This is a genomic window from Kribbella sp. NPDC048928, from assembly GCF_043197975.1.
Classification (GTDB): Bacteria; Actinomycetota; Actinomycetes; order Propionibacteriales; family Kribbellaceae; genus Kribbella.
Window position 1 is genome coordinate 297,975 of sequence record NZ_JBICUC010000002.1, and the last position, 20,699, is coordinate 318,673.

A 20,699-nucleotide genomic window follows, 5' to 3' on the forward strand; every position below is an offset into this window, starting at 1 on the left:
CGCACGGTTGTACGCGGGGGGGGGAATGGGACGGGTTTCGGGGTGGGGGGTGGGATGGGGAAGGATGTGGGGCCTGGCCGGGGCAGAATGCTCGGCGGTTGTCGGTCGTAGAGGGGAACGGACACAGTGGTGGTGCAGTCGATCGAGCAGCGGATCGCCGAGGAGCTGGAGGTCGGTGAGAATCAGGTGCGGGCGGCGGTGGCGCTGCTGGACGAGGGCTCGACGGTCCCGTTCATCGCGCGGTACCGCAAAGAGGTCACCGGCATGCTGGACGATGCCCAGCTGCGTACCCTCGAGGAACGCCTGCGGTATCTCCGCGAGCTGGAGGAACGCCGGCAGACCGTTCTCGAGTCGATCGAGAGCCAGGGCAAACTGGACGACGCGCTGAAGGCCTCGATCCTCGCCGCGGACACCAAGTCCCGGCTGGAGGACATCTACCTCCCGTTCAAGCCGAAGCGCCGGACCAAGGCGATGATCGCCCGCGAGAACGGCCTGGAGCCGCTCGCCGACGGCCTGATGGCCGACCCGGACGTCGAGCCGATCGCGGCCGCGGCCGTGTTCGTGAACGCCGAGGTCCCGGACCCGCAGGCCGCGCTGGACGGCGCCCGGGCGATCCTCGTCGAGCGGTTCGCCGAGGACGCCGACCTGATCGGTGAGCTCCGCGAGCGGCTCTGGACGCAGGGCCGGCTGGCGTCCGCGGTCCGCGAGGGCAAGGAGACCGACGGCGCGAAGTTCTCGGACTACTTCGACTTCGACGAGCCGTTCACGAAGATGCCGTCGCACCGGATCCTCGCGCTGTTCCGCGGCGAGAAGGAGGACGTGCTCACGGTCTCCATCGAGCCGCTGCCCGCCGGCGTCGAGGTCGACGGTCCGACGGAGTACGAGACGACGATCGCCCGCAAGGTCGGTGTGGAGAACCAGGGCCGCCCTGCCGACAAGTGGCTGGTGGAGACCGTCCGCTGGGCCTGGCGGACGAAGATCCTCGTGCATCTCGGCATCGACCTGCGGATGCGGCTGCGGCAGGTCGCCGAGGACGAGGCGATCCGGGTGTTCGCGTCGAACCTGCGCGACCTGTTGCTGGCCGCCCCGGCCGGCACCCGCGCCACCATGGGCCTCGACCCGGGCTTCCGTACCGGCGTGAAGGTCGCCGTCGTGGATGCGACCGGCAAGGTCGTCAACACCGGCGTGATCTACCCGCACGTGCCACAGAACCAGTGGGACAAGTCGATCGCCACGCTGGCCCAGCTGGCCGCCGCACACAACGTCGAGCTGATTGCCATCGGCAACGGTACGGCGTCGCGCGAGACCGACAAGCTGGCCGCGGAGCTGATCGCCAAGCACCCGGAACTGAAGCTCACCAAGGCTGTGGTCAGCGAGGCCGGCGCCTCGGTCTACTCGGCGTCGGCGTTCGCCTCCCAGGAGTTGCCCGGGATGGACGTCTCGCTGCGCGGCGCGGTCTCGATCGCCCGCCGCCTGCAGGACCCGCTCGCCGAGCTGGTGAAGATCGACCCGAAGTCGATCGGCGTCGGCCAGTACCAGCACGACCTCCCGGAGAACTCGCTGTCCCGCTCGCTCGACGCGGTCGTGGAGGACTGTGTGAACGCGGTCGGCGTCGACCTGAACACCGCGTCCGCGCCGCTGCTCACCCGGGTCTCCGGCATCACGCCTGGTCTGGCCGACAACATCGTGCAGCACCGCGACGTCAACGGCCCGTTCGCGTCCCGTACGGCGCTGCGCGAGGTCGCGCGACTCGGACCGAAGGCGTTCGAGCAGGCGGCCGGATTCCTCCGGATCCCTGACGGCGACGACCCGCTCGACGCATCGAGCGTGCACCCGGAGTCCTATCCCGTCGTACGGCGGATCCTGGACGCGACCGGATCCGACGTGAAGGCGCTGATCGGATCGGCGGACCTGAAGCGGCTGCGGGCGGCGGACTTCGTCGACGACATGTTCGGGCTGCCGACCGTGACCGACATCCTGGCCGAGCTGGAGAAGCCTGGCCGCGACCCGCGACCGGCGTTCAAGACCGCGGTGTTCGCCGAAGGTGTGGACAAGATCGCCGACCTGAAGCCGGGGATGCGGCTCGAGGGTCAGGTCACGAACGTGGCCGCGTTCGGTGCGTTCATCGACATCGGTGTGCACCAGGACGGGCTCGCGCACGTGTCGGCACTGTCGAAGAACTTCGTGAAAGACCCGAGCGAGGTCGTCAAGGTCGGGGACATCGTCACGGTCAAGGTCCTGGAGGTCGACATCCCGCGGCAGCGGATCTCGCTGACGCTGCGCCTCGACGACGAGGTCGGCTCCGGCGGCCAAGGTGGACGCGGCGGCCAGAACCGCAACCAGGAAGCCGGTCAAGGCGGACGCGGCGCCCGCGGCCAAGGCGGCGGCCAAGGCGGACGCGGTCCCGGCGGTCAGGGCGGCGGCCAAGGCGGGCGTGGACCCGGCGGCCAGGGCCGTGGACCAGGCGGCTCAGGTGGTCAAGGTCGCGGACAGGGCGGCTCCGACGGCCAAAGTCGCGGCAACGGCGGTTCCGGCGCCCGCGGCGGCAACCGAGGCTCCGGCAACCGAGGCAACCAGCCCGAGACCCCCATGGACGAGACCTCCCTCGCCGACGCCTTCCGCAAAGCAGGCTTCACTGTCCGCTGAGATCGGCGACCTCGTAGCCGGCGGCCTCGACTGCGGTGCGGAGCTCCGACGAGGGGATCTGGCGGGTGGTGGTCAGGGTGACGGTGCCGGTTGGGAGATCGACAACGACAGCCTCGACGCCGGGGACGGACTCGAGTTCCTCGGTGACGAAGCCGACGCAGTGCGAGCAGGTCATGCCGAGCACGTGGAGCTTCGTCATCGGGTGCTCACGTCCCGCGTCGCCTGCGTCGTACGGCGCATCCGGCCGTCCGGGGCCAGCTCACCGAACAGGTACACCTCGGTCGCGATCGACCGCCCGCGCCGCAACTCCGCGTGGATCGTGAACCGCGCGGCCACCCGGTCCGCGGTACGGATCGCCTCGTGGACGTCGTACGAGCAGGAGACGACGTTCTTCCGGACCGGCCGCAGGTGGTCGATCAGCCGCTGCCGGTCGAGCCTGATGCCGTCGGCGATCTGCTCGATGTCGGGCGTGTAGTACCGGTCCACGACCGCCCCGGCGTCATCGCCCGCGACGACCTCCCGGGTGAACGACTCAAAGAAGTTCGCGACGAACTCTTGCGCGCTTAAATCTGACATACCGTCAAAGATAAGCAGCTCCGCTAACCTTGACAAGGTGTCAGAGAACAAGCCGGTACGACGTCGGCGCCGATCGGACGCGGATCGCAGCCGGACCGCGATCCTGGCCGCGGCGGTCGCGCTGCTCGACGTCCAGCCCGATGCGGGGATCGAACGGATCGCCGAGGCGGCCCACGTCACCAGGCAGACCGTGTACGCGCACTTCCCGTCCCGGGATGCGCTCCTGAACGCCGTACTCGACGAGCTCACCGCCGAGACGCTGACTGCGATCGACGCCCTCGGCCTCGACCAAGGGCCTGCGCTCGACCAGGTGCTGCGGCTCGTCGACCTTGCCTGGCGGGCGTTCGAACGGCACCCGCTGTTGCTGCACCTGCCGCAGATGGCCGGCCAGGACGAGCGGCATGATCCGGTGACGGAACGGCTGGAGCGGCTGATCCGCCGCGGTCAACGCGCTGGGGAGATCACCCGCGAGCTTCCCGCGCACTGGCTCGTCACGACCCTCGTCGCGCTCGGTCACGCCGCCGGGGAGTCCGTGGGCGCAGGCGGCCTCAGCGCCCGGACCGCCAACAAGACCCTGCACACGACCCTCACGCGCCTCCTGCAACCGACCTGAAGCCCCGCAACTCAGCGGAGGTCGGCTAGGTGGCCTCCGGGGTCGCCGAGGTGGATGGCGGTTGCCTTGGGCTGGTAGGCGAGGCGGCGGTAGACGCGGTCGGCGCCGTCGTCGCCCGGTGTCAGCCAGGCGAGTGTCGCGCCGGCCAACTCGAAGGCCTTCTGCGTTGCGTACGCCGTCGCGACTCCGCCGAACCCACGGCGCCGGTGACTGTGGATCGTCCCGACCCCGGCGATCTCGGTCACCTCGTCGGCCACAGCAGTCCAGGCCGCGGTTGCCACCGGTACGTCGTCCGCAAACACCAGTACGGCGCCACCGTCGGCAGGATCCGGCTTGAATGCGAACCCGGAGCCGTCCATCTCGTACGCTTCGCCGGACACCGCGTTCGCGACCTCCTGGTCCGCCTCGGAGGCGACGACCTTGACCGTCACGCCGTCCGGGAGCTCTGGTACGACCAGCTCGGCCGGCTCGACCACGAGCAGCGGCAGGCGGGACACGATCGTCATCCCGTGCGACTCGAGCGCCTCGGCGAGGCCGGGGTTCGCCTCGTCGACGAGCTCCGCACTCAGCCAGCGGCCCTCGGCGCCGAACGCCTGGCGGATCGTCTCAAGCGCCCACTGAAGTTCGTCCGCGGCGAACGGCTCGCCGGGCTCGGCGGCGACCATCGTCGACAGGTACCAGTCGTCCCGTTCGTGCAGCATGCCCGCCAGCGGGCCCGCGATGATCTGCCGCCGCGACCTCGACAGCCCGTCCACCTGCGCCCGCGCAATCCGCGCCCCGATCTCCATGCCGCGGACCCTACGGCGCCCCCTCATCAAACGCGACCACATTCGCCAACAACAAGCGGTCAGGCTAGTTGAAGGAGGTCCAGTAGGCGGTTGAGGTCTGTGGGAGTTGGGGGGTGACCTAGGAGGGTTTCCAGGGCGTTGAGGGTTTCTATGAGGTGGCGGCGGGTGGTGGCGCGGGAGCGGGTGCCTGCGATCAGGGCTAGCACCTTCTCGACCCGGTCCGAATCGGCCACCAGTTCGGCGCCGGCTGACGGCGGTGGTGCCGGTTCCTCGTCGCCGATCCGTACGTCGAGGCGCGCGCCGAGCGCAGTCGCGAGCCGGTCGAGCGCGGCGACCGTCGGGTTGCCGCGCCCGTTCTCCAGGTTCGCGATGTACGGCACCGACAGCCCCGCGTCGACAGCCACCGACGCGATCGTTCGCCCGGCCGCCTTCCGACGATCCCGCAGTACTTCACCCAGCTCCATGAAACCTATTCTCACAAAACACTCTTGCTCACGTCTATCTCATCAAGATAGATTCTCGAGCCGTGAGGAATCGTGACTTCCGCCGGCTGTGGCTCAGCGGCGCCGTCTCCGGCATCGGCTCGTGGCTACTGGTGGTCGCGATCCCGTTCTACGTCTTCACACTGACCGGCTCGACGATCGCCACCGGCCTGACGCTCGCCCTGGAGGCCCTCCCCGCGCTGATCATCGGTCCATGGGCCGGCGTACTGCTCGATCGCTGGGACCTCGCCCGCGCGATGTGGATCGCCGATCTCGTCAGCGCGGCCACGGTCGCCCTGATCCTGTTCGCCGACCGCGACCACGTCTGGCTGATCTACCTCGCGATCCTGCTCGAGAACACCGCGACCACCGTCTTCCGCCCCGCCGCGCGCGCCTTGCTCCCGGCCGTCGTCGGCACCGGCGACGAACTGGCGGCCGCCAACGCCCTGAACGCCGTCACCGGAAGCGTCCTGCGGCTCGCCGCGCCCCCACTCGGCGCACTACTCCTAGCAGGGCCCGGGATCGAGTTCGTGCTGGCCGTCGACATCGTCAGCTATCTGTTGTCCGCGGCAACCATCGCGACCGTCCGTACCCGCCGGCACGCACCCGCCGCCGTACCACCGCACGCCCTCCAAGGACTCCGCGCCAGCGTCGAGCACCGGGCGCTCCGAGGCGTACTGATCGGCCAAACCGTCTTCCTGACCGCGAACGCCGGCCTCACAGCACTCCTCGTGCCATTCACCGTGAACCGCCTGCACGCGCCGGGGTATGTCGTCGGCTACCTGATCTCCGGCCTCGGAGCCGGCTACCTACTGGGCGCGGCGCTCAGCACGCGCGCCGCCCGCCGACTGGGCACCCGCGAACTCCTGACCGTGACCCAACTCGGCAGCGCTGTCGCGTACTTCGCGCTGTTCAACTCCCCGAACATCCCGCTCGCCATCGCCGCCGCCGTCCTGATCGGCTTCCCGGGCAGCATCCTGCTGATCACCGCCGGGACCACCATCCAGCGCTCGGCGCCGTCCGAGGTGCTGGCGAGCGTCGGCGCGATCTTCTTCGCGGCAGACTCGCTCGCCCTGCTGATCGGTGGTCTCGCCGCTCCGGCGGCCACTCTCGTGATCGGCCTCCCGGTGACGCTGAACCTGCTCGCGGCCCTCGCGGTCGGCGCCGCGGGCCTGACGCTGGCCGTCGTACCGCGGCATCCGGCACATTTTCTGCCGGTCCGTAGACAACCGCACACAAAGGGTTAGCAGGACGTCATATATTTCGGCGCGGATCGAATACCCGCCACGACGCCGAATCGTGATCTGCAAATTCCTGCAAACATTCTTGACAGCGATTCAGCCACCCTGTGAGACGCTCGGAAGACCGCGTTGACCTGCACGTTCGAAGGTTTCCCTACTCTGCGTTAGGGCTCTGTAAAGGTCAGTTCGGAAGTGTTCCGAAGGGACCCGACGTTTGGTGTTCTTTATCTCAACGCCGGACAAAGCCGTCCGGGGTGAGTCCGAGACTGCTGAAGGAACCGCGATGACCGAGACGCTCGAAGCCCCCGCAACGCACCGTCGGGTGCGGGTCTGGTTCGGCGCGCATCCGATCGCGGACCACACCACCGACGCCGAGCACGCAGAGCAGTACGAAGAGGCCATGCGCCGTCGGTTCGCGTCCCTCCGGGTGACGAGCGAGCCGGTGCGCGAGGACAACCCAGCGGACAGCGCCGAACGATGACCACCCGGCCGACGCTGCTCGGGTACGTACGGGCCGACGCGCTGAGCTGCGCGGAGGAGCTGGCCGCGGCGACGGATTCACTCGTCGCCTTCGCCACTGCCGAGGGGTTCACCCTCGGGACCGTCTACACCGAGCGCGACGCGGCCGAGAGCGCAGCGTTCCACGCACTGCTCGACGAGGTGAAGCGGTCCGAGGTTCGCGCGGTGGTCGTACCGACGATGAACCATCTCGGGCTCGGCAACCCGGGCAGTACTCCGACGGCTTTACGGCAGCACCTCGAGTTCCACCACACCCAGGTGTGGGCGGCGGACCCGAGATAACTCCACACAGGCAAGCGGAGCTGACGTCTTGACCCCTGCATCGGCGTCGGTTCCGCTCTCCACCTCCACAGCTGCACCGGGAATGCCCGGGCGGTAGTGGACCACCAAGGCCCCACCGGCTGCTACCGGTGGGGCTTTGTCATTGCCGCCGTGGAGGGAAGGAAAGAAGAGAGAGACGAGCGCGCCCCACCGGCTGCTACCGGTGGGGCTTTGTCGTTGCGAAGTTCTAAGCGACGATCTTGTAGCCGTAGCGCTTCATCTCGGCGGCTACGGCGTTGTTGAAGATGCCGGTGACCTCGAGCTTGAAGTGCAGCTGCACCTTACGGATCACCCGCTGGAAGTGCAGATGCCACGACACACCCGCGGCCGGTACGGTCTCCGCCTTCGTGATCGCGCCGACCCGCGGATGCGCCGCCCAAGCGATCACCCGCGCCCGATCCGCGCCCCACACCCCGTTCATCGCGTCGTGCGTCCGCGCGTACGCCATCGCGGCCAGCGAGATCGTCGAGTCCGGCACCGGCTGCTTCGGCGGGTGCGCCTTCAGGTACAACTCCCAGGTCATGCCGTAGTACCCGGCCGGCCCGTCGTCCTTGCCGCGGTTGGCCAGCCCGTTCAGCTTCCGGTGGTACTCCGTGACCTGCACCGCGGCGCCCCGCGACAGGTCCTTGTCGCCGACCGCGATCCCGTGCACGTGGTACGGCCAGTTGCCCTGCGCCGGCGTCCGCAGCCAGGCGGCGAACCCGACCTGCCGAAGTGCCTTCACCACCGCCACCCGCTGCGCGGCGCTCTTCGTCCGTACGTCGATGTCGACCGCACCGCCGCCGTCGTGGGTCCCGGCCGAGGCCTCCACGCCGCCCGCGTTGTACGACCCCTGGAGGATCGCGAACTTCGAGTGGTACAGCTGCTCGGCGGCCTCGATCATCGCCACGGTGCGCTTGTTCATCGTGAAGCCGCGCCAGGAGATCCTTGCCTCAGGCATCTTTCTCGCCACCTTCGGCGGTCAGGATCCGGTCGGCGTCCTCGGCCGCACCGAGGGCCTCCAGTTCGTCCAGCTGCGCTTCGGTCAGCTCGTCGTCGTACGCTTCCGGCATCGCCGTTCCTTCCCCCTGGGTGTTCGCGCCCCGGCGCGAAAATCGCCGCCTAGCGTAGGCCGTTGCCGGGTCAGGGACCGCCGAAGGTTTGAGGAACGTCAAGTTTTCTGTCCGGAGTGCGTGCCGCGATGTGTGCGCGGCCCGAACCTGGGGTACCTCTAGGTGGTCCCGCGGTTCGGTCAGTGCCATTCGGGCATGGGTGGTGTTCACCGAGCCGCGAGTTCTCCCACTGAGGGGCGGGAGAACGACCGGCCCGGCGGGTGTGTCACTCCCAGGACGCACCCGCCGAGCTCCGGTCCTTCAGAGCGCGGACGCGACGAACAGATACCTGTTCAGGCTGAAGAAATAGCTGTCGCCGAGACTGCGCAGGTCGTCGGCCCAGGCGCGCGCGTCGGCCGCCGTCAGCTCGCCGTGACCAGGCACGAAGTCCGACACGATGTCGATCAGCCCACCGCTGAACGTGCGCTGGTCGTACTCGGTGTTGAGGATCGGCACCACCTGCTGATGGGTCGGCGTGAAACCGGTCTTCGCCAGTACGTCCGCGAGCGTGCGCGGCAGATGCGGATCGGCCAGGTCCTCCTCGAACGCGGTCAGCACCCGCGTCATCCGCTCGTCGTCGGTCGACCGCCACACCAACGAACCCCAGTCGGTGTCGAGCAGCACGACGCGACCCGCCGGCCTGAGCACGCGCCGTACCTCGCGCAGGGCGCCGGCCACGTCGTCGAGGTACTCGAAGACCTGCGTGGAGACGACCACGTCGAAACTCTCCGCCGGATAAGGGATCCGGTCGACCGACGCCTGCTCGAGCTCGATCCCGGCCCCGTTCGGTACGTCGGCACGGGTCCGCGCGATCGCCAGCATGCTGTCGCTGATGTCGATGCCGCAGATCCTCCCGTCGGGACCGACCTCCGCCGCCATTTCTGCGGCCAGCAGCCCCGGTCCGACACCGACGTCCAGTACGCGATCGCCTGGCCGCAACGCGAGCGCCGCCCGCACCGCCCGGCGCTGCTCCGCGACATCCTCGGTCATGTACACCGACTCGAGCTGCTGGGATGCCTCGGCGTCGTACCGCACCTCGTCCACGTCAACATCTCCGCCCATGCCCACATCATGGTCCTCGATCCCACATCCGGGGAGGCCAGACGAAATTCCCGTGAATGCCCCGGGATGCCCCATTATGTTGACGGGATGATCAGTTTGCCGGAGTCGTTCTTGCGGATGCCGCGGTGGTGGACGGAGGGGGGCGACTGGTTGCGGGAGCTACCGGCGGCGGTGGAGCGGCAGTGCGGGGTCTGGGATCTGACCATCGTGGGAGCGGTTTCACACGGGTCGAACGCGGTTGTCGTACCGGTAACGCGTGGCGCCGAGGAGTTCGTACTGCGAATGTCGCCGCCCGGTACGGAGGTTGCCGAACAGGTCTGGGCGCTCAAGTGGTGGGCAGGTCGGGGCATGGCCCAGCTGTACGACGCGGACGTCGACGCCGGCGCGATGCTGCTGGAACGGTTGTCCACGCCGCTGACGAGCCGCCCGATCGACGAGGCCGTCGCCGTACTCGGCCGACTGATGCGCCGCCTCGCCGTACCAGCACCGGACGAAGCGCGCTCGACCGCGGACATCGTCACGACCCGATCCGTCGAGCTGGAGCCGCAGTGGGAACGCCTCGGCCGTCCGTTCGACGCGGCGATCCTGCGCGAGGCGCTCGACGTCGCGCCGTCCGAGACCACCTCCACGCTCGCGGTCAACGGCGACTTCCACGCCGGTCAGGTGCTCGCCGGGCAACGAGAGGAATGGCTGACCGTCGATCCCGTACTGTTCCGCGGCGACATCGAGTACGACCTCGGCCGGGTGCTGTGGTGGGACCTGGACAAGATGGACGACATCGTCCGGTACTTCGATCTTGCCGTCCGGGAGGCGGAGCTCGATCGAGACCGGGCGCGGGACTGGGTGCTCTGGCGGACCGTCGACTACTGGCTGTACGGACTGGGCGTCGGGCTGACCGAGGATCCGGTACGGTGCGCGCGCCTGATCACTGCGCTTTGTAGATGAACCGGCTGCGCATCATCCGCGGTACGTCGGCCGCGTTCGGCGCGATCGAGTGCAGGATCCACGGATGTGTCAGGTAGACGTCGCCGGCCTGACCGGTGAGCTCGACCACGCGAACCGGTAGTCCGTCGAGATCGGCCGGCTCCATCGGGTCGGCCGTACGCTGCTCCGACGTCAGGTTCCGGAACCACGGATCGGACCGCAGCAACTGGTCGCGGACCGCCTTGAACTCCCGCTCGTCCGTCGTGGTCAGGAACCGCTCGAACACCCGGTGCGAGCCGGCGACCTGCGGCGTACCGCCACCGCCCGGCCCGACCTCGTCGTAGAACGCCCAGATCTTCACTGCGTTGGGAGGCTGCTCGAAGCCGACGTCGGTGTGCCACTGCCGATGCGGCACCACCCACGGAACACCTTCCGGCATGGTGACGAGCACCTGGCCCTCGTGCTTCGGCTCGATCCACTCGCCGAGCAGCCCGTCGAGCGCGGACCGCACCCGGGGGCCGAGGATCGCGTGCGCGCGGCGATCGAACTTCGTGGTCTTCAGGCCGGTCGGCCTCGGTACGGTCCACGTCGACCGGTCGTCGCGATCCATCCCGTGCCGCTCGGACAGCTCTCGCCAGAGCACGTCCCGCATCCCGGCGGCATCGTCGGCGGAGAACGCGGACGGGATCTTCACGATCCCGTCCCGTTCGAAGGCTTCCAGCTCCTCGGTGGTGAGCATGCGTTCCATCCTGCGCCCGCCCACCACCGCGTCTCCACCGAATTAACAGCGCTGAGCCGGGAGCTTTCCGTCGAGCAGGTAGTCGGTGATCCGGTCGCGTGCACAGGCCGAGTTGAAGTACGCCGTGTGCCCGTACGTGCCGGCCGTCAGCAGCCGGCTGTTGTCGATCTGCCGCGCCAGACTGCGCGCGTTCGCGACCGGGGTCGACGGGTCGTGCAGCGTGGAGGTGATCAGGATCGGCGCCGTACCGTGCACCGGTGTCGCCTGCCACGGGTTGCTCGGCGGGATCGGCCAGCCCGCGCACGCAGCCGTGATCGCCCAGCCCTCGACCGCCGCACCGACCCGCGGCGCGACCGCCTTCGCGAGCGCCATCCGTGCCCGCGCGTCGGCGTACCCGTGCAGCTCGCCCGGCAGGTCCATGCAGGACACGGCCGCGTACGCCGTCTCGAGATCGCCGACGTAGCTGATGTTCGCGAAGTCGGACCCGTCGCCCTTCGCCGCCTTCGCCAATGCGGACGCGAGGACCGGCCAGTTGTCCGACACCATCGAGGTCAGCGGCAGCAGAGCGGGCAGCGCCATCCGCAGTACGTCGCCGTTCACCGGGCCGTTCGGTCCAGTGAGCGGAGTCTTGTCGGCCTTGCGTACGGTGGCGTCCCAGACCTTTCCGACGTCCTGCCTGTGCAACGCGCACGTCGTGGTCTGGTCGCACCACGCGGCGAAGCGGTTGAAGCCCTCCTCCATGACCTTCGCCTCGTCGAGCATGAACTTGAGCGAGCCCTGCTTGTGGTCGACGATGCCGTCGAGCACCATCCGGCCGACGCGCTGCGGGAACTGCTGTGCGTACAGCGTGCCGAGGTACGACCCGTACGAGAGCCCGATGTAGTTGAACTTCCGCTCGCCGAGCGCCGCGCGGATCGCGTCCATGTCGTGCGCGACGGTCCTGGTGTCCAGGTTCCGCATCAGGTCGCCGTGCTGCTTCAGGCACTGCTCACCGGTCGCGCGGCTCGACGCCACCAGCGCGTCGTACTGGACCTTGGACTTCGGGAAGACCGGTACGCCCGGACGCAGCACCGGGCCGCAGTTGAGCTGACTGCTGCTCCCGGTCCCGCGCGGATCGAAGCTGACCAGGTCGTACCGGTCGCGGAACTGCGGGAGCACCGCGTCCGCCAGCCCCGCGGCGAAGATCGATCCGCCGGCGCCGCCCGGCCCACCGGGGTTGAAGAACAACGCGCCGAGCTTGTGCTTCTGGTCCTTCGCCGGCACCTTCGCGACGAAGACGGTCGTCGTCGGACCGGACGGCTTCGACCAGTCCAGCGGTACGGTCAGCGTCGCGCACTGCTCGACCGCGCCGGGTTTGCAGGCCTTCCAGTCCAGGGATCCCGCGGCGGCCGCCGTACCCACCGGGACGGCGGCCGCCAGCACGGCCCCTGCGATCGATGCCGCTGTCAACGATTTCCACATGCCCGCCAACGTAGGCTGCGCGGGCGTCGACCCACATCCGCCGATCGGCGGTTTGCGGATCAGACCGTGGGCGGATGCCTCAGTGCGCCGGTGCGAAGTCGTGGAAGCCGATCAGCTTCTGGATCTTGCCGTCGGCGTCCAGTACGACGATGTCGGTACCGCCGGCGACCGGCTCCTGCCCGTCGGCCTGCAGGTGCCAGGTCCAGCGCAGGTAGCCGTGGTGCTCGTCGATGTCACCGGTCCGGACGAACGACAGTCCCGGGAACAGCTGCTGTGCGGCGCCGATCAGCTTGTTGAGCTCGTCGTGGCCGTTCGCCTCGAAGCTCGGGTCCTGGAAGGTGGCGTCCGCGGTCCAGCTGCCCGAGATCAGCTCGGCTCGGCGGTCCGCGTCGGCCGCGTTCCACAGCGCGAAGTACTGGTCGGCGAGAGCGGTGGCGTTCATGGTGTTCTCCTCGGTTCGTTGGTGTTGACCAGAACCTTGCCGCCGAGGCCGGCGTACCGTCGATGACGTCCGAGGTAATGGCGCTGTCTATGTCACGCCGGGGTCACCCGCTACGGTCGGAGCATGGCAGCGACGGTCGAGGAGACGTTCCAGCGCCCGGTGGGTGAGCTTCTGCGCGGCTGGCGGGAGCGCCGGCGGCTCAGTCAGCTCGAGCTGGCGAACCGGGTCGAGGTGTCCACGCGGCACGTGAGTTTCGTGGAGACCGGGCGCTCGAAGCCCAGTCGCGAGATGGTGTTGCGGCTGGCCGAGCATCTCGACGTACCGCTCCGGGATCGCAACCAGCTGCTGCTCGCCGGCGGGTTCGCGCCGATCTACAGCGAGTCGTCGCTGCACTCGCCGGCGATGCTCGCGGTCCGTACGACGCTGCGCCGGTTGCTGAAGGCCCACGAACCGTACCCGGCCTTCGTCGTCGACCGCTGGTGGAACATCGTCGAGGCGAACGCCGGGATCGGCATCTTCACCGAGGGCATCGACGAACAGTTGCTCCAGGCACCGATCAACGCGCTCCGGCTGACCCTGCACCCGGACGGCCTGGCGCGCCGGATCGGCAACCTCGCGGACGTCCGCGCCACCGCGCTCGCGAGCCTGCAGCGCCAGGTCGCCAGCACGGCGGATCCAGAGCTGCAGGACCTGTACGACGAGCTCCGCGAGTACGCCGCCAACGACCGGCCGAGCCAACCAGGTCAAGCCGAGGTAGTCGTACCGTTCGAACTCGTCCACGACGGGCACCGGCTGTCGATGCTCACGATGATCGCCACGTTCGGTACGCCGCTCGACGTCACTGTGTCGGAGCTGATAATCGAGTCGTTCTACCCGGCCGACGACGCGACCGCCGCGTACCTGAGGAGTCTGTGATGACCGAGCCGCGCGACGTCGGCGACCCGATCGAACTGCTGCTGCGGTACCTCGACCACTATCGCGGCATCATCGAGAAGAAGCTGACCGGGCTGAGCGACGCCGAGCTGCGTACCAGCCGACTGCCGTCGGGGTGGACACCGCTGGAGCTGCTGAAGCATCTCGTCTTCATGGAGCGCCGCTGGCTGCGCTGGGGATTCACCGCCGAACAGGTCGAGCACCCGTGGGGCGACTCGGCGGACAACCCGGACGGCCCCTGGACACTCACGCCGGACGACACGCTCGACGGTCTGCTGGCGCAGCTGCACGCGGGTGGTGAATTCGCCAACCAGGTCGTTCCGGGGGTGGATCCGGCGACCCGCGGCGCGGCCGGCGGACGGTTCGCGCCGGACGATCGCCCGACGCTGAACTGGATCCTCTTCCACGTACTGCAGGAGTACGCACGGCACGCGGGCCACCTGGACGTGGCCCGCGAGCTCGCAGATGGTGCCACCGGCGAGTAGGTCTGCAGGGTTGACCTACTCGCCGGTGGTGGGGATCCCTACCGGTCTGAGGAGGGGTGACCGGTCGGGAACGCCGTCGGCACGCTCGACGTCGGGAAGCTGGGCTTTCCGGTCGGGAGCGGAGGCTTGGCCGGCAGCGTGGGCTTCGTCGACGGGAGCTGCGGAGTCGACTGTTTGCCGGGGTCGACCGTCACCTCGACCTTGCCGGAGACCGTGACCGTCGGCAGGGCCGGCGTCGGCATCGAGGGCTTGCCGGTCGGTTTGCCCGGAACCGCGGGCAGCGTCGGCAGGCTCGGGTTCGGTGCGGACGGCTTGTCGGTGGGTACGCCGTGCACGCAGTCCGGCAGCGCGGGCACGGCCGGCTTCGCGGACGGAACCGTGGTCGGCAGGCTCGGCTTGCTGGTCGGCAGCGTCGGCTTGCCCGGAAGCGTCACCTTCCCGTTCGGAAGGGTCGGCTTGCTCGGCAGCGTCGGCTTGCTCGGCAGCGTCGGCTTGCTCGGGAGCGTCGGCTTGCTTGGGAGCGTCGGCTTGGTCGTCGGCACTGCCGGCACTGTCGGCTTGCTCGGCAGGGACGGCTTGGTGGTCGGCCAGGTGGGCTTGGTCGTGGGGACCGTCGGCTTTCCAGGCAGCGTCGGCTTCGTGGTCGGGAGGTTCGGCTTCCCGGGAAGCGTCGGCTTGCTCGGGAGCGTCGGCTTGGTCGTCGGGAGCTTCGGCTTGGCCGGCAGCGACGGCGGGGTGTTCGGGTCGACGGTCTTGTTGACCGACACCGTCACCTTCGGCAGCTGCGGCTTCTCCGGCAGACACGTCGGGTCGACCGACGGAACCTTCGGGGTCTCGGTCGGAACCACCGCCGGTACCGGCGGCTTCCCACCACCGGCGATCAGGTTCTTCACCGGAGCCGGTCCGCCGACCGCCGCGGCCACCGTCGCAACCGTTCCGGCCAGCGCGGTGACACCCGCCGCGGCCAGTCCCCGGCGCAGCAAGCTCAGCCGCTTGCCGCGCCGCATCAGGTCGCCGGCGTCCGGCTGCCACGGCTCCATCTCGTACGTGAGAGCGTCTCGTACCCGCTGCTCGTCACTCATCAGTTTCCTCCAACTCCGCTGTCGATCAGGTCGGGTGCCAGCCGCAACTTGGCCAGCGCGCGGGAGGCCGTGCTCTTCACGGTCCCGGGCGCCATGCCGAGCAGGTCGGCGGTCTCGGCCTCGGAGAGATCCTGCGAGTAGCGCAGCGCGACCACGGCTCTCTCCCGGACGGTCAGACCGTGGAGGGCCGAGAGCACGGCCTCCCTGGTCTGAACCGCCCCGGCGAAGTCCGCCACCGCTCGCTGGTCCCAATCGTTGTGCACCGGATCACTGGGTACTTCGTTGTTCCAGCGCCGGCGGGCCTGGCTGAGGAATCGGTTGACGAGCACCCGCCGGACGTACCGCATCGGGTCGCCCTCCAGCCGGTGCCACTTCGGGTAGGACCGCATCAACGCCTGCTGCACCAGGTCCTCGGCGTTGTGCCGATCGCCGCACAGCATCTCCGCGAAGCGGAGCAAAACGGTCGACTGCGCCTGAACGAAGCGCTCGAAGTCGGCGTCCGCGGTCCGGGTCATCGATTCTCCTCAGCCTCTGTCACACCGGTCCAAACCCGGTGACCGACCGATCGGGTTCTGTTTCGTCACCAACTCCTTGGAGGAAATTTATTGACGATCTAGCCAGAGGTGATGTTCATGAGTCACATTGGGTGTGCACACACCTTCACCGCCCCGGAGGTTTCCGCCCATGCGTATCACCCGTGCCCGCGCGCTCGCCGCCTGTCTGGCCGCGACCGCAACGTTCTTTACCGCGACCTTGCCCAGCGCAACGTTGCCCAGCACCGCCGCCGTACCGGACCCGGTCGCCGTCGCCGCCCAACCGGTCGCCGGATCCAGCAACGTCGAGGTCGACGGCAGCCGGATCGTCCTCGGCGATGCCCCGGCCGCGGTCGGTTCGGCCGAGGTCAAGCAGCGCTCCGGTCTCGCGGAGCTCACCCCGGTCCGGTTCGCCGCGGCCACGTCCGCCGTCGTGGTCGAGTACACCGCCGGCACGCCTGACGGTTCGTCGGCCGAGGTCGACGTACGGTCCTGGACGAACGGCAAGTGGTCCGAATGGACAGCAGCCAAGGCCGGTACGCCGACTGCATTGCCGGCTGCGAGCGACCAGGTCCAGGTGCGGATCATCGTGCTCGCACCACCGACGGGCGCGAGCCCGTGGGTCGGCGACGTGACCGTACAGCCGACCGACAAGGCGGCCGCGCCACGGATGGCGATCCAGGCCGCGCCGCTCAAGTCGCACGTCTTCGCGACCCGCGAAGGTCTGGTCGGCGGCACGACCGCCAACGGCCACGTGATCGTCAGTCGCGACCACTTCGTCGCGCTGCCGTCGCGACGCGGACTGTCAGGCAGCGGATCCGGGACGTACTCCGTGAAGGTCTGCACCGCGTCGCGCTGTGCGTTCGAGCCGGTGTGGGACGTCGGCCCGTGGAACACCAAGGACGACTACTGGAACCCGAGCGCGACCCGCGAGATGTGGAAGGACCTGCCGCAGGGCAAGCCCGAGGCGCAGGCGGCGTACCAGGACGGCTACAACGGCAAGAAGGACCAGTTCGGCCGGACCGTCGCGAACCCGGCGGGGATCGACCTGGCGGACGGCGTCTTCTGGGACGCGCTGAAGCTCGCCGACAACTCGTGGGTCGACGTCACGTACCTGTGGACCGGCGACGGCGGCCGCGGCACCGTCTCCATCTCATCCGGCTACCTGAACGTCCGCAACGCCCCGAACTCGACCGGCGCCGTCGTCGGGATGGCCGGCAAGTCCGCACAGGTCACCGTCGAATGCCAGACGCCTGGCGAGAACGTCACCGGCTCCCAGGGCACCAGCAACCTCTGGCTCCGGGTCAACGCCGGCATGTACGTGGCCAAGGCCTGGGTCAACGCCGGCACGTTCTCCGCCTGCTGAACCGCACCATCCGCGCCGGCTGTACCGCCACGCAGGCACAACCCTCTCGGCAACCGATTTCCGGCTCCGATTCAGGGGGTTCTGCCTGCGTGGGCGTACCGCGTTCTACTTGCCGGCCGGGAACGCCGTCGGCACCTGGGCCGGGGTGGGTCGCGAGCCTGGCGTCCGGGTCGGCACCGCTGACGGCGAGACAGTCGGCGTACGCCGCGAAGGAACAGTTGGCTTCCCCGAACAGTCCGAACTCGGGACAGCCCGCGGCGACCGCGCAGTCGGAGTCGCAGTCGGCGGCTCACTCGGAACAGGCGTCGCGGCACGGCTGCGGGTCGGCGCGACGGTCGGCGGCTCATTCGGGACCGGGGTCGCGGCGCGGCGGCCGGTCGACGGCTGGGTTGGGGTTGACCGTGGGCCTGGGGTTTTGGTGGGCGGAACTGTCGGCGCGACTCTTGGCGTGCGGGTGGGCGGGCAGGTTGGGGGGACGGGGCGGGAGCTTGGGGAAGCGGTGGGTGCCGGGGGGTCAGCCGGGGTTGGGGTGGCGGCCCGAGTCGGAGTGCCGGCCTGGGTTGGGGTTGCCGGGTTGCCCGGGGACGGGGTGGACGCGGCGGGACCGCCCTGGACTGCTGCGATGTCGTCTGTTCCGCTGTTGCGTGCCACCGCCGTACCGGCGACTGCCACGCCGACGACCGCCGCGGCGGCGAGTCCGCCCAGCAGCACTCGCATCATCCGCTTCCGGCCTACGTCGTTCATTTGTTGCCCTCCGCACCTGTTCGATGTTCGGTCGGGCTGAAGGACGCACCTGGGCAGCAAAATGGTTCTGCCCGAATCGTGCCGAGCTCTCCACCTACGGCGTGGAAGTCAACGTCGAGGGGGTCGGGGCGCGGGAGGTCAGGCGATCGCCGCGGGTTGCTGGAGGTATCGCCGGGGAGGTTGCGTTCGGGGTGCTGGTGGGCGGTTCGAGGGTTGCGCCAGGGGTTGGTCCGACGGTCGGCCGTGCGGTGGGTGTCGAGATTGGAGCCGTGGTCGGCACCGTCCGCGAACCCGAAGGCGGCACAGAGGTCCGCCCCGAACGCGGGCTTGTCGGAGACCCAGTAGGCGGTCCCGTGCGCGGCACACTGGGCGGCGCGGTCGGTAGCACGGTTGGCGTTGGGGTGCGCGGCATCGGTGTGCTTGGCACCGGGCGTACCGGCGTCGGACTCACCGGACCAGCCGGCGCCACCGGTCCCGGATTCGCAGGCTGCGGTACGCCGTCGCGTGCGCCACCGAGGACCCCCGCCAGCACGACCACCCCGGCCACCGCGACCGACGCCGCAGCCATCCCCGCGCGACCCCGACTCCGCCGGCGCCGTGCTCCCGCGATCACCCGAGCCGGGTCGAGCGGCGCAATCGAGTCGTCCGCCGCCAACGCACCCCGAAGCTCCTCCTCGGCAAAGGTCCCACCCTTGTCGCTCATGCCCCTCCCCCCACACCACTCAACTCCGGCGCAGCCCGGAGTTTGTCCAGGGCTCGCGCGTTGGCGCTCTTTACTGTTCCGACCGCGACGCCCAGGACTGCTGCGGTTTCGCGCTCGGTGAGGTCTTCGACGTAGCGCAGTACGACGACGGCTCGCTCGCGCCGGCTCAGCGTGGCGAGCGCGGCTCCCATCGCGACCCGGCGCTGGACGCCACTGCTCGGATCGGCCTCCGCCTCGAGGAGCAGGTCGATCTCGGCCGCGTCGCCGCTCGGACGTTCACGCCACAGTCGCCGGCGCAGCCACGACAGGTGCTGGTTGACCACCGCCTGCCGGACGTACGCGAACGGATCTGCCAGCTCGATCCGGTCCCAGCGCAGGTACGCCTTCTCCAAGGCGGTCTGCACCAGGTCCTCGGCGAGCCCGGCATCACCGCACAGCATCCGCGCGAAGTGCACCAACCGCGCGGATCTGGCCAGCACGAATGCCGTGAAGTCGTCGTCACGACTCCCCGCTACCGCCATGCGTGCTCCGTCCTGCCGTCCTCACCTCACAGGACGCGGTGCGGGAGCCAAAGGTTCTGCGGGTTCGGAAATTTGTGTCAGCCGGTGCAGCTCGACCGTGTCGGCGGCCAGGCGGACCCGGTTCCGGCCGGCGGCCTTCGCGGCGTACATCGCGCGGTCGGCGCGGAGCAGCAGGTCGTCGACGCTCGCCCCGTCGTTCGGGTACCCGGCGACGCCGATGCTGACGGTCAGCTGGAAGGTGTCCGGATCGAGGTCGGGGTCGTCCAGTACGCCGGCGCACATCGCGGCCAGCGGGCTGTTGGCGACCGCGATCCGGAGCCGGTCGGCGGTCACGGTCGCCTCGTCGATGCCGGTGTCCGGCAGCGCGATCACGAACTCCTCGCCGCCGAAGCGGCCGATCGCGTCCTTCGCCCGGATCGCACTGCGCAGGATCGTCGCGACCGCGCGCAGCGCCTCGTCGCCGACCAGGTGGCCGTGCCGGTCGTTGACCAACTTGAAGTGGTCGATGTCGATCAGCAGCACGGCGACCGATTCGTGCTGGTTGCGCGCGGTACGGAGCATCTGCTCGGTCCGGCGGCGCCACCAGTCGACCCGGGTCAGGCTCGTCTTCGGGTCGGTCTGCGCCTCGGTCTCCAACTGGCCGAGCAGCAGCGCGCGCTGTGCGGTGAGCGTGATCGGGATCGCGACGAACGCGAACCACGGCGTGATCAGGCAGGCCGCCGCGAGCAGGCACCCGAGGGTGGCGGCGGTCGCGTCGGTACACAGGTCGTCCAGGCCGCCGATCGTGTCCCGGCGGGAGCTGCCCGGGATGATCAGCGAGATCGCGAGCCCGCAGAGCAGGGTGTCAGTGACGACGTACGCGAAGGCGCCGCCGGCCATCGAGACGACCAGGCCGAGGCCACCGTCACCGGCCAGCTCCCGCGCCGAGACGAAGACCGCGTGTGCGGCGCCGACCGCGAGGACATGGACCGCGGTGGAGAAGGCCCAGCGGTACGGGATGCACTTGCCGGCCCGGATCCGCCACCAGATCCGCAACAGTACGGCGACCAGGATCGCGAGCGCCGGATGCAGGATGACGGCCGCGGCGATCATCCAGGCCGGGGCGAGGTCCTTGTGCAGCGCGCCGCCGCGCCGCCGCCGGCTCTCCACCCGGCGCGCGCCCTCGACCGAGATCAGCGCCGAGACGGTGAGCGCGAAGACGACGTCCAGCCCGCGCCAGTCGAGGCGCTCGGTGAACGCGTGCACGCCGTAACCGATGGCGCCGAGGTCGACGAGCACGACAACCAGGAACGCCGGGACCGTCAGGGTCCAGAGCGCCCAGGACCGCATCGCCTGCCTACTCTGTGCAACCATCACCTCACACGGTACGACGAGTAAGCGTCTGGTCCCAATCCGCGACGGCGCGGCACGAGGTCAAGGTTTGGACA

General features: G+C 69.4%; 22 protein-coding genes. 9 read left to right on the forward strand and 13 right to left on the reverse strand.

The features are described 5' to 3' along the window. Positions 1–129 precede the first annotated feature (129 nt). Complete coding sequence (locus ACGFI6_RS08205; protein WP_393116245.1) at positions 130–2,646, forward strand: Tex family protein; 2,517 nt, start codon at positions 130–132, stop codon at positions 2,644–2,646. Here ACGFI6_RS08205 and ACGFI6_RS08210 read toward each other — a convergent pair. Further along, entirely contained in the window at positions 2,633–2,845 is a 213-nt protein-coding gene (locus ACGFI6_RS08210) for a heavy-metal-associated domain-containing protein (RefSeq protein ID WP_393116247.1), read from the reverse strand. The two genes, ACGFI6_RS08205 and ACGFI6_RS08210, sit on opposite strands and share 14 nt — an antisense overlap. After that, entirely contained in the window at positions 2,842–3,222 is a 381-nt protein-coding gene (locus ACGFI6_RS08215; RefSeq protein ID WP_393116248.1) for a nuclear transport factor 2 family protein, read from the reverse strand. The genes ACGFI6_RS08210 and ACGFI6_RS08215 overlap by 4 nt, the downstream gene beginning before the upstream one ends. Before the next feature lie 37 nt (positions 3,223–3,259). Between ACGFI6_RS08215 and ACGFI6_RS08220 the strand changes: the two genes are divergently transcribed. After that, complete coding sequence (locus ACGFI6_RS08220; RefSeq protein ID WP_393116250.1) at positions 3,260–3,835, forward strand: TetR/AcrR family transcriptional regulator; 576 nt, start codon at positions 3,260–3,262, stop codon at positions 3,833–3,835. Between the two features lie 11 nt (positions 3,836–3,846). Here ACGFI6_RS08220 and ACGFI6_RS08225 read toward each other — a convergent pair whose 3' ends face one another. Both ACGFI6_RS08225 and ACGFI6_RS08230 read right to left on the reverse strand, forming a co-directional pair. Beyond that, entirely contained in the window at positions 3,847–4,623 is a 777-nt protein-coding gene (locus tag ACGFI6_RS08225) for a GNAT family N-acetyltransferase (protein ID WP_393116252.1), read from the reverse strand. Between the two features lie 59 nt (positions 4,624–4,682). Then, on the reverse strand, positions 4,683–5,087 hold the full coding sequence (locus tag ACGFI6_RS08230) for a helix-turn-helix domain-containing protein (RefSeq protein WP_393116254.1): 405 nt from the start codon (positions 5,085–5,087) through the stop codon (positions 4,683–4,685). Between the two features lie 62 nt (positions 5,088–5,149). Here ACGFI6_RS08230 and ACGFI6_RS08235 point away from each other — a divergent pair, with 62 nt between their 5' ends. From ACGFI6_RS08235 to ACGFI6_RS08245, 3 genes are all read left to right on the forward strand, one after another. Beyond that, on the forward strand, positions 5,150–6,352 hold the full coding sequence (locus tag ACGFI6_RS08235; protein WP_393116256.1) for an MFS transporter: 1,203 nt from the start codon (positions 5,150–5,152) through the stop codon (positions 6,350–6,352). A gap of 277 nt (positions 6,353–6,629) precedes the next feature. After that, positions 6,630–6,827 (forward strand): hypothetical protein, encoded by a 198-nt coding sequence (locus tag ACGFI6_RS08240; RefSeq protein WP_393116258.1) that lies wholly within the window; start codon positions 6,630–6,632, stop codon positions 6,825–6,827. Beyond that, the gene (locus ACGFI6_RS08245) at positions 6,824–7,147 is read left to right on the forward strand and encodes a hypothetical protein (RefSeq protein ID WP_393116259.1); all 324 of its coding nucleotides are present in this window, start codon (positions 6,824–6,826) and stop codon (positions 7,145–7,147) included. Before ACGFI6_RS08240 ends, ACGFI6_RS08245 begins: the two co-directional genes overlap by 4 nt. A gap of 226 nt (positions 7,148–7,373) precedes the next feature. Here ACGFI6_RS08245 and ACGFI6_RS08250 read toward each other — a convergent pair whose 3' ends face one another. Further along, complete coding sequence (locus ACGFI6_RS08250; RefSeq protein WP_393116261.1) at positions 7,374–8,126, reverse strand: hypothetical protein; 753 nt, start codon at positions 8,124–8,126, stop codon at positions 7,374–7,376. A 412-nt stretch (positions 8,127–8,538) separates the two neighbouring features. Next, entirely contained in the window at positions 8,539–9,339 is an 801-nt protein-coding gene (locus ACGFI6_RS08255; protein ID WP_393116263.1) for a methyltransferase domain-containing protein, read from the reverse strand. Between the two features lie 87 nt (positions 9,340–9,426). Here ACGFI6_RS08255 and ACGFI6_RS08260 point away from each other — a divergent pair, with 87 nt between their 5' ends. Next, positions 9,427–10,284, forward strand: coding sequence for an aminoglycoside phosphotransferase family protein (locus ACGFI6_RS08260; RefSeq protein ID WP_393116265.1), 858 nt, complete (start codon positions 9,427–9,429; stop codon positions 10,282–10,284). Here the strand turns inward: ACGFI6_RS08260 and ACGFI6_RS08265 are convergent. The 3 genes from ACGFI6_RS08265 to ACGFI6_RS08275 all read right to left on the reverse strand — a co-directional run bounded on the left by ACGFI6_RS08265 (position 10,265) and on the right by ACGFI6_RS08275 (position 12,905). Then, positions 10,265–11,002, reverse strand: a complete 738-nt coding sequence (locus tag ACGFI6_RS08265) for a phytanoyl-CoA dioxygenase family protein (RefSeq protein WP_393116267.1) — start codon at positions 11,000–11,002, stop codon at positions 10,265–10,267. The genes ACGFI6_RS08260 and ACGFI6_RS08265 overlap by 20 nt on opposite strands. Before the next feature lie 42 nt (positions 11,003–11,044). Next, a complete protein-coding gene (locus ACGFI6_RS08270; protein WP_393116269.1) occupies positions 11,045–12,463 on the reverse strand; it encodes an alpha/beta hydrolase in 1,419 nt (472 codons plus the stop codon). Positions 12,464–12,542: 79 nt separating this feature from the next. Beyond that, positions 12,543–12,905, reverse strand: coding sequence for a nuclear transport factor 2 family protein (locus ACGFI6_RS08275; RefSeq protein WP_393116271.1), 363 nt, complete (start codon positions 12,903–12,905; stop codon positions 12,543–12,545). Positions 12,906–13,028: 123 nt separating this feature from the next. Between ACGFI6_RS08275 and ACGFI6_RS08280 the strand changes: the two genes are divergently transcribed. Both ACGFI6_RS08280 and ACGFI6_RS08285 read left to right on the forward strand, forming a co-directional pair. Then, a complete protein-coding gene (locus tag ACGFI6_RS08280; RefSeq protein ID WP_393116273.1) occupies positions 13,029–13,820 on the forward strand; it encodes a helix-turn-helix domain-containing protein in 792 nt (263 codons plus the stop codon). Beyond that, positions 13,820–14,323 (forward strand): DinB family protein, encoded by a 504-nt coding sequence (locus ACGFI6_RS08285; RefSeq protein WP_393116275.1) that lies wholly within the window; start codon positions 13,820–13,822, stop codon positions 14,321–14,323. The genes ACGFI6_RS08280 and ACGFI6_RS08285 overlap by 1 nt, the downstream gene beginning before the upstream one ends. A 38-nt stretch (positions 14,324–14,361) precedes the next feature. Here ACGFI6_RS08285 and ACGFI6_RS08290 read toward each other — a convergent pair whose 3' ends face one another. Further along, on the reverse strand, positions 14,362–15,405 hold the full coding sequence (locus ACGFI6_RS08290) for a hypothetical protein (protein WP_393116277.1): 1,044 nt from the start codon (positions 15,403–15,405) through the stop codon (positions 14,362–14,364). Then, positions 15,405–15,920 carry a SigE family RNA polymerase sigma factor gene (locus ACGFI6_RS08295; protein WP_393116279.1) on the reverse strand — a complete coding sequence of 172 codons (516 nt, stop codon included), beginning with the start codon at positions 15,918–15,920 and terminating at the stop codon, positions 15,405–15,407. Before ACGFI6_RS08295 ends, ACGFI6_RS08290 begins: the two co-directional genes overlap by 1 nt. A gap of 169 nt (positions 15,921–16,089) precedes the next feature. On the opposite strand from ACGFI6_RS08295, the gene ACGFI6_RS08300 reads away from it, so the two are divergent. Next, positions 16,090–17,304, forward strand: coding sequence for a hypothetical protein (locus ACGFI6_RS08300; protein WP_393116281.1), 1,215 nt, complete (start codon positions 16,090–16,092; stop codon positions 17,302–17,304). Positions 17,305–18,747: 1,443 nt separating this feature from the next. Here ACGFI6_RS08300 and ACGFI6_RS08305 read toward each other — a convergent pair. Then, positions 18,748–19,272, reverse strand: a complete 525-nt coding sequence (locus ACGFI6_RS08305) for a SigE family RNA polymerase sigma factor (RefSeq protein WP_393116283.1) — start codon at positions 19,270–19,272, stop codon at positions 18,748–18,750. Positions 19,273–19,293: 21 nt separating this feature from the next. Next, entirely contained in the window at positions 19,294–20,625 is a 1,332-nt protein-coding gene (locus ACGFI6_RS08310; protein WP_393116285.1) for a diguanylate cyclase, read from the reverse strand. Positions 20,626–20,699 lie beyond the last annotated feature (74 nt).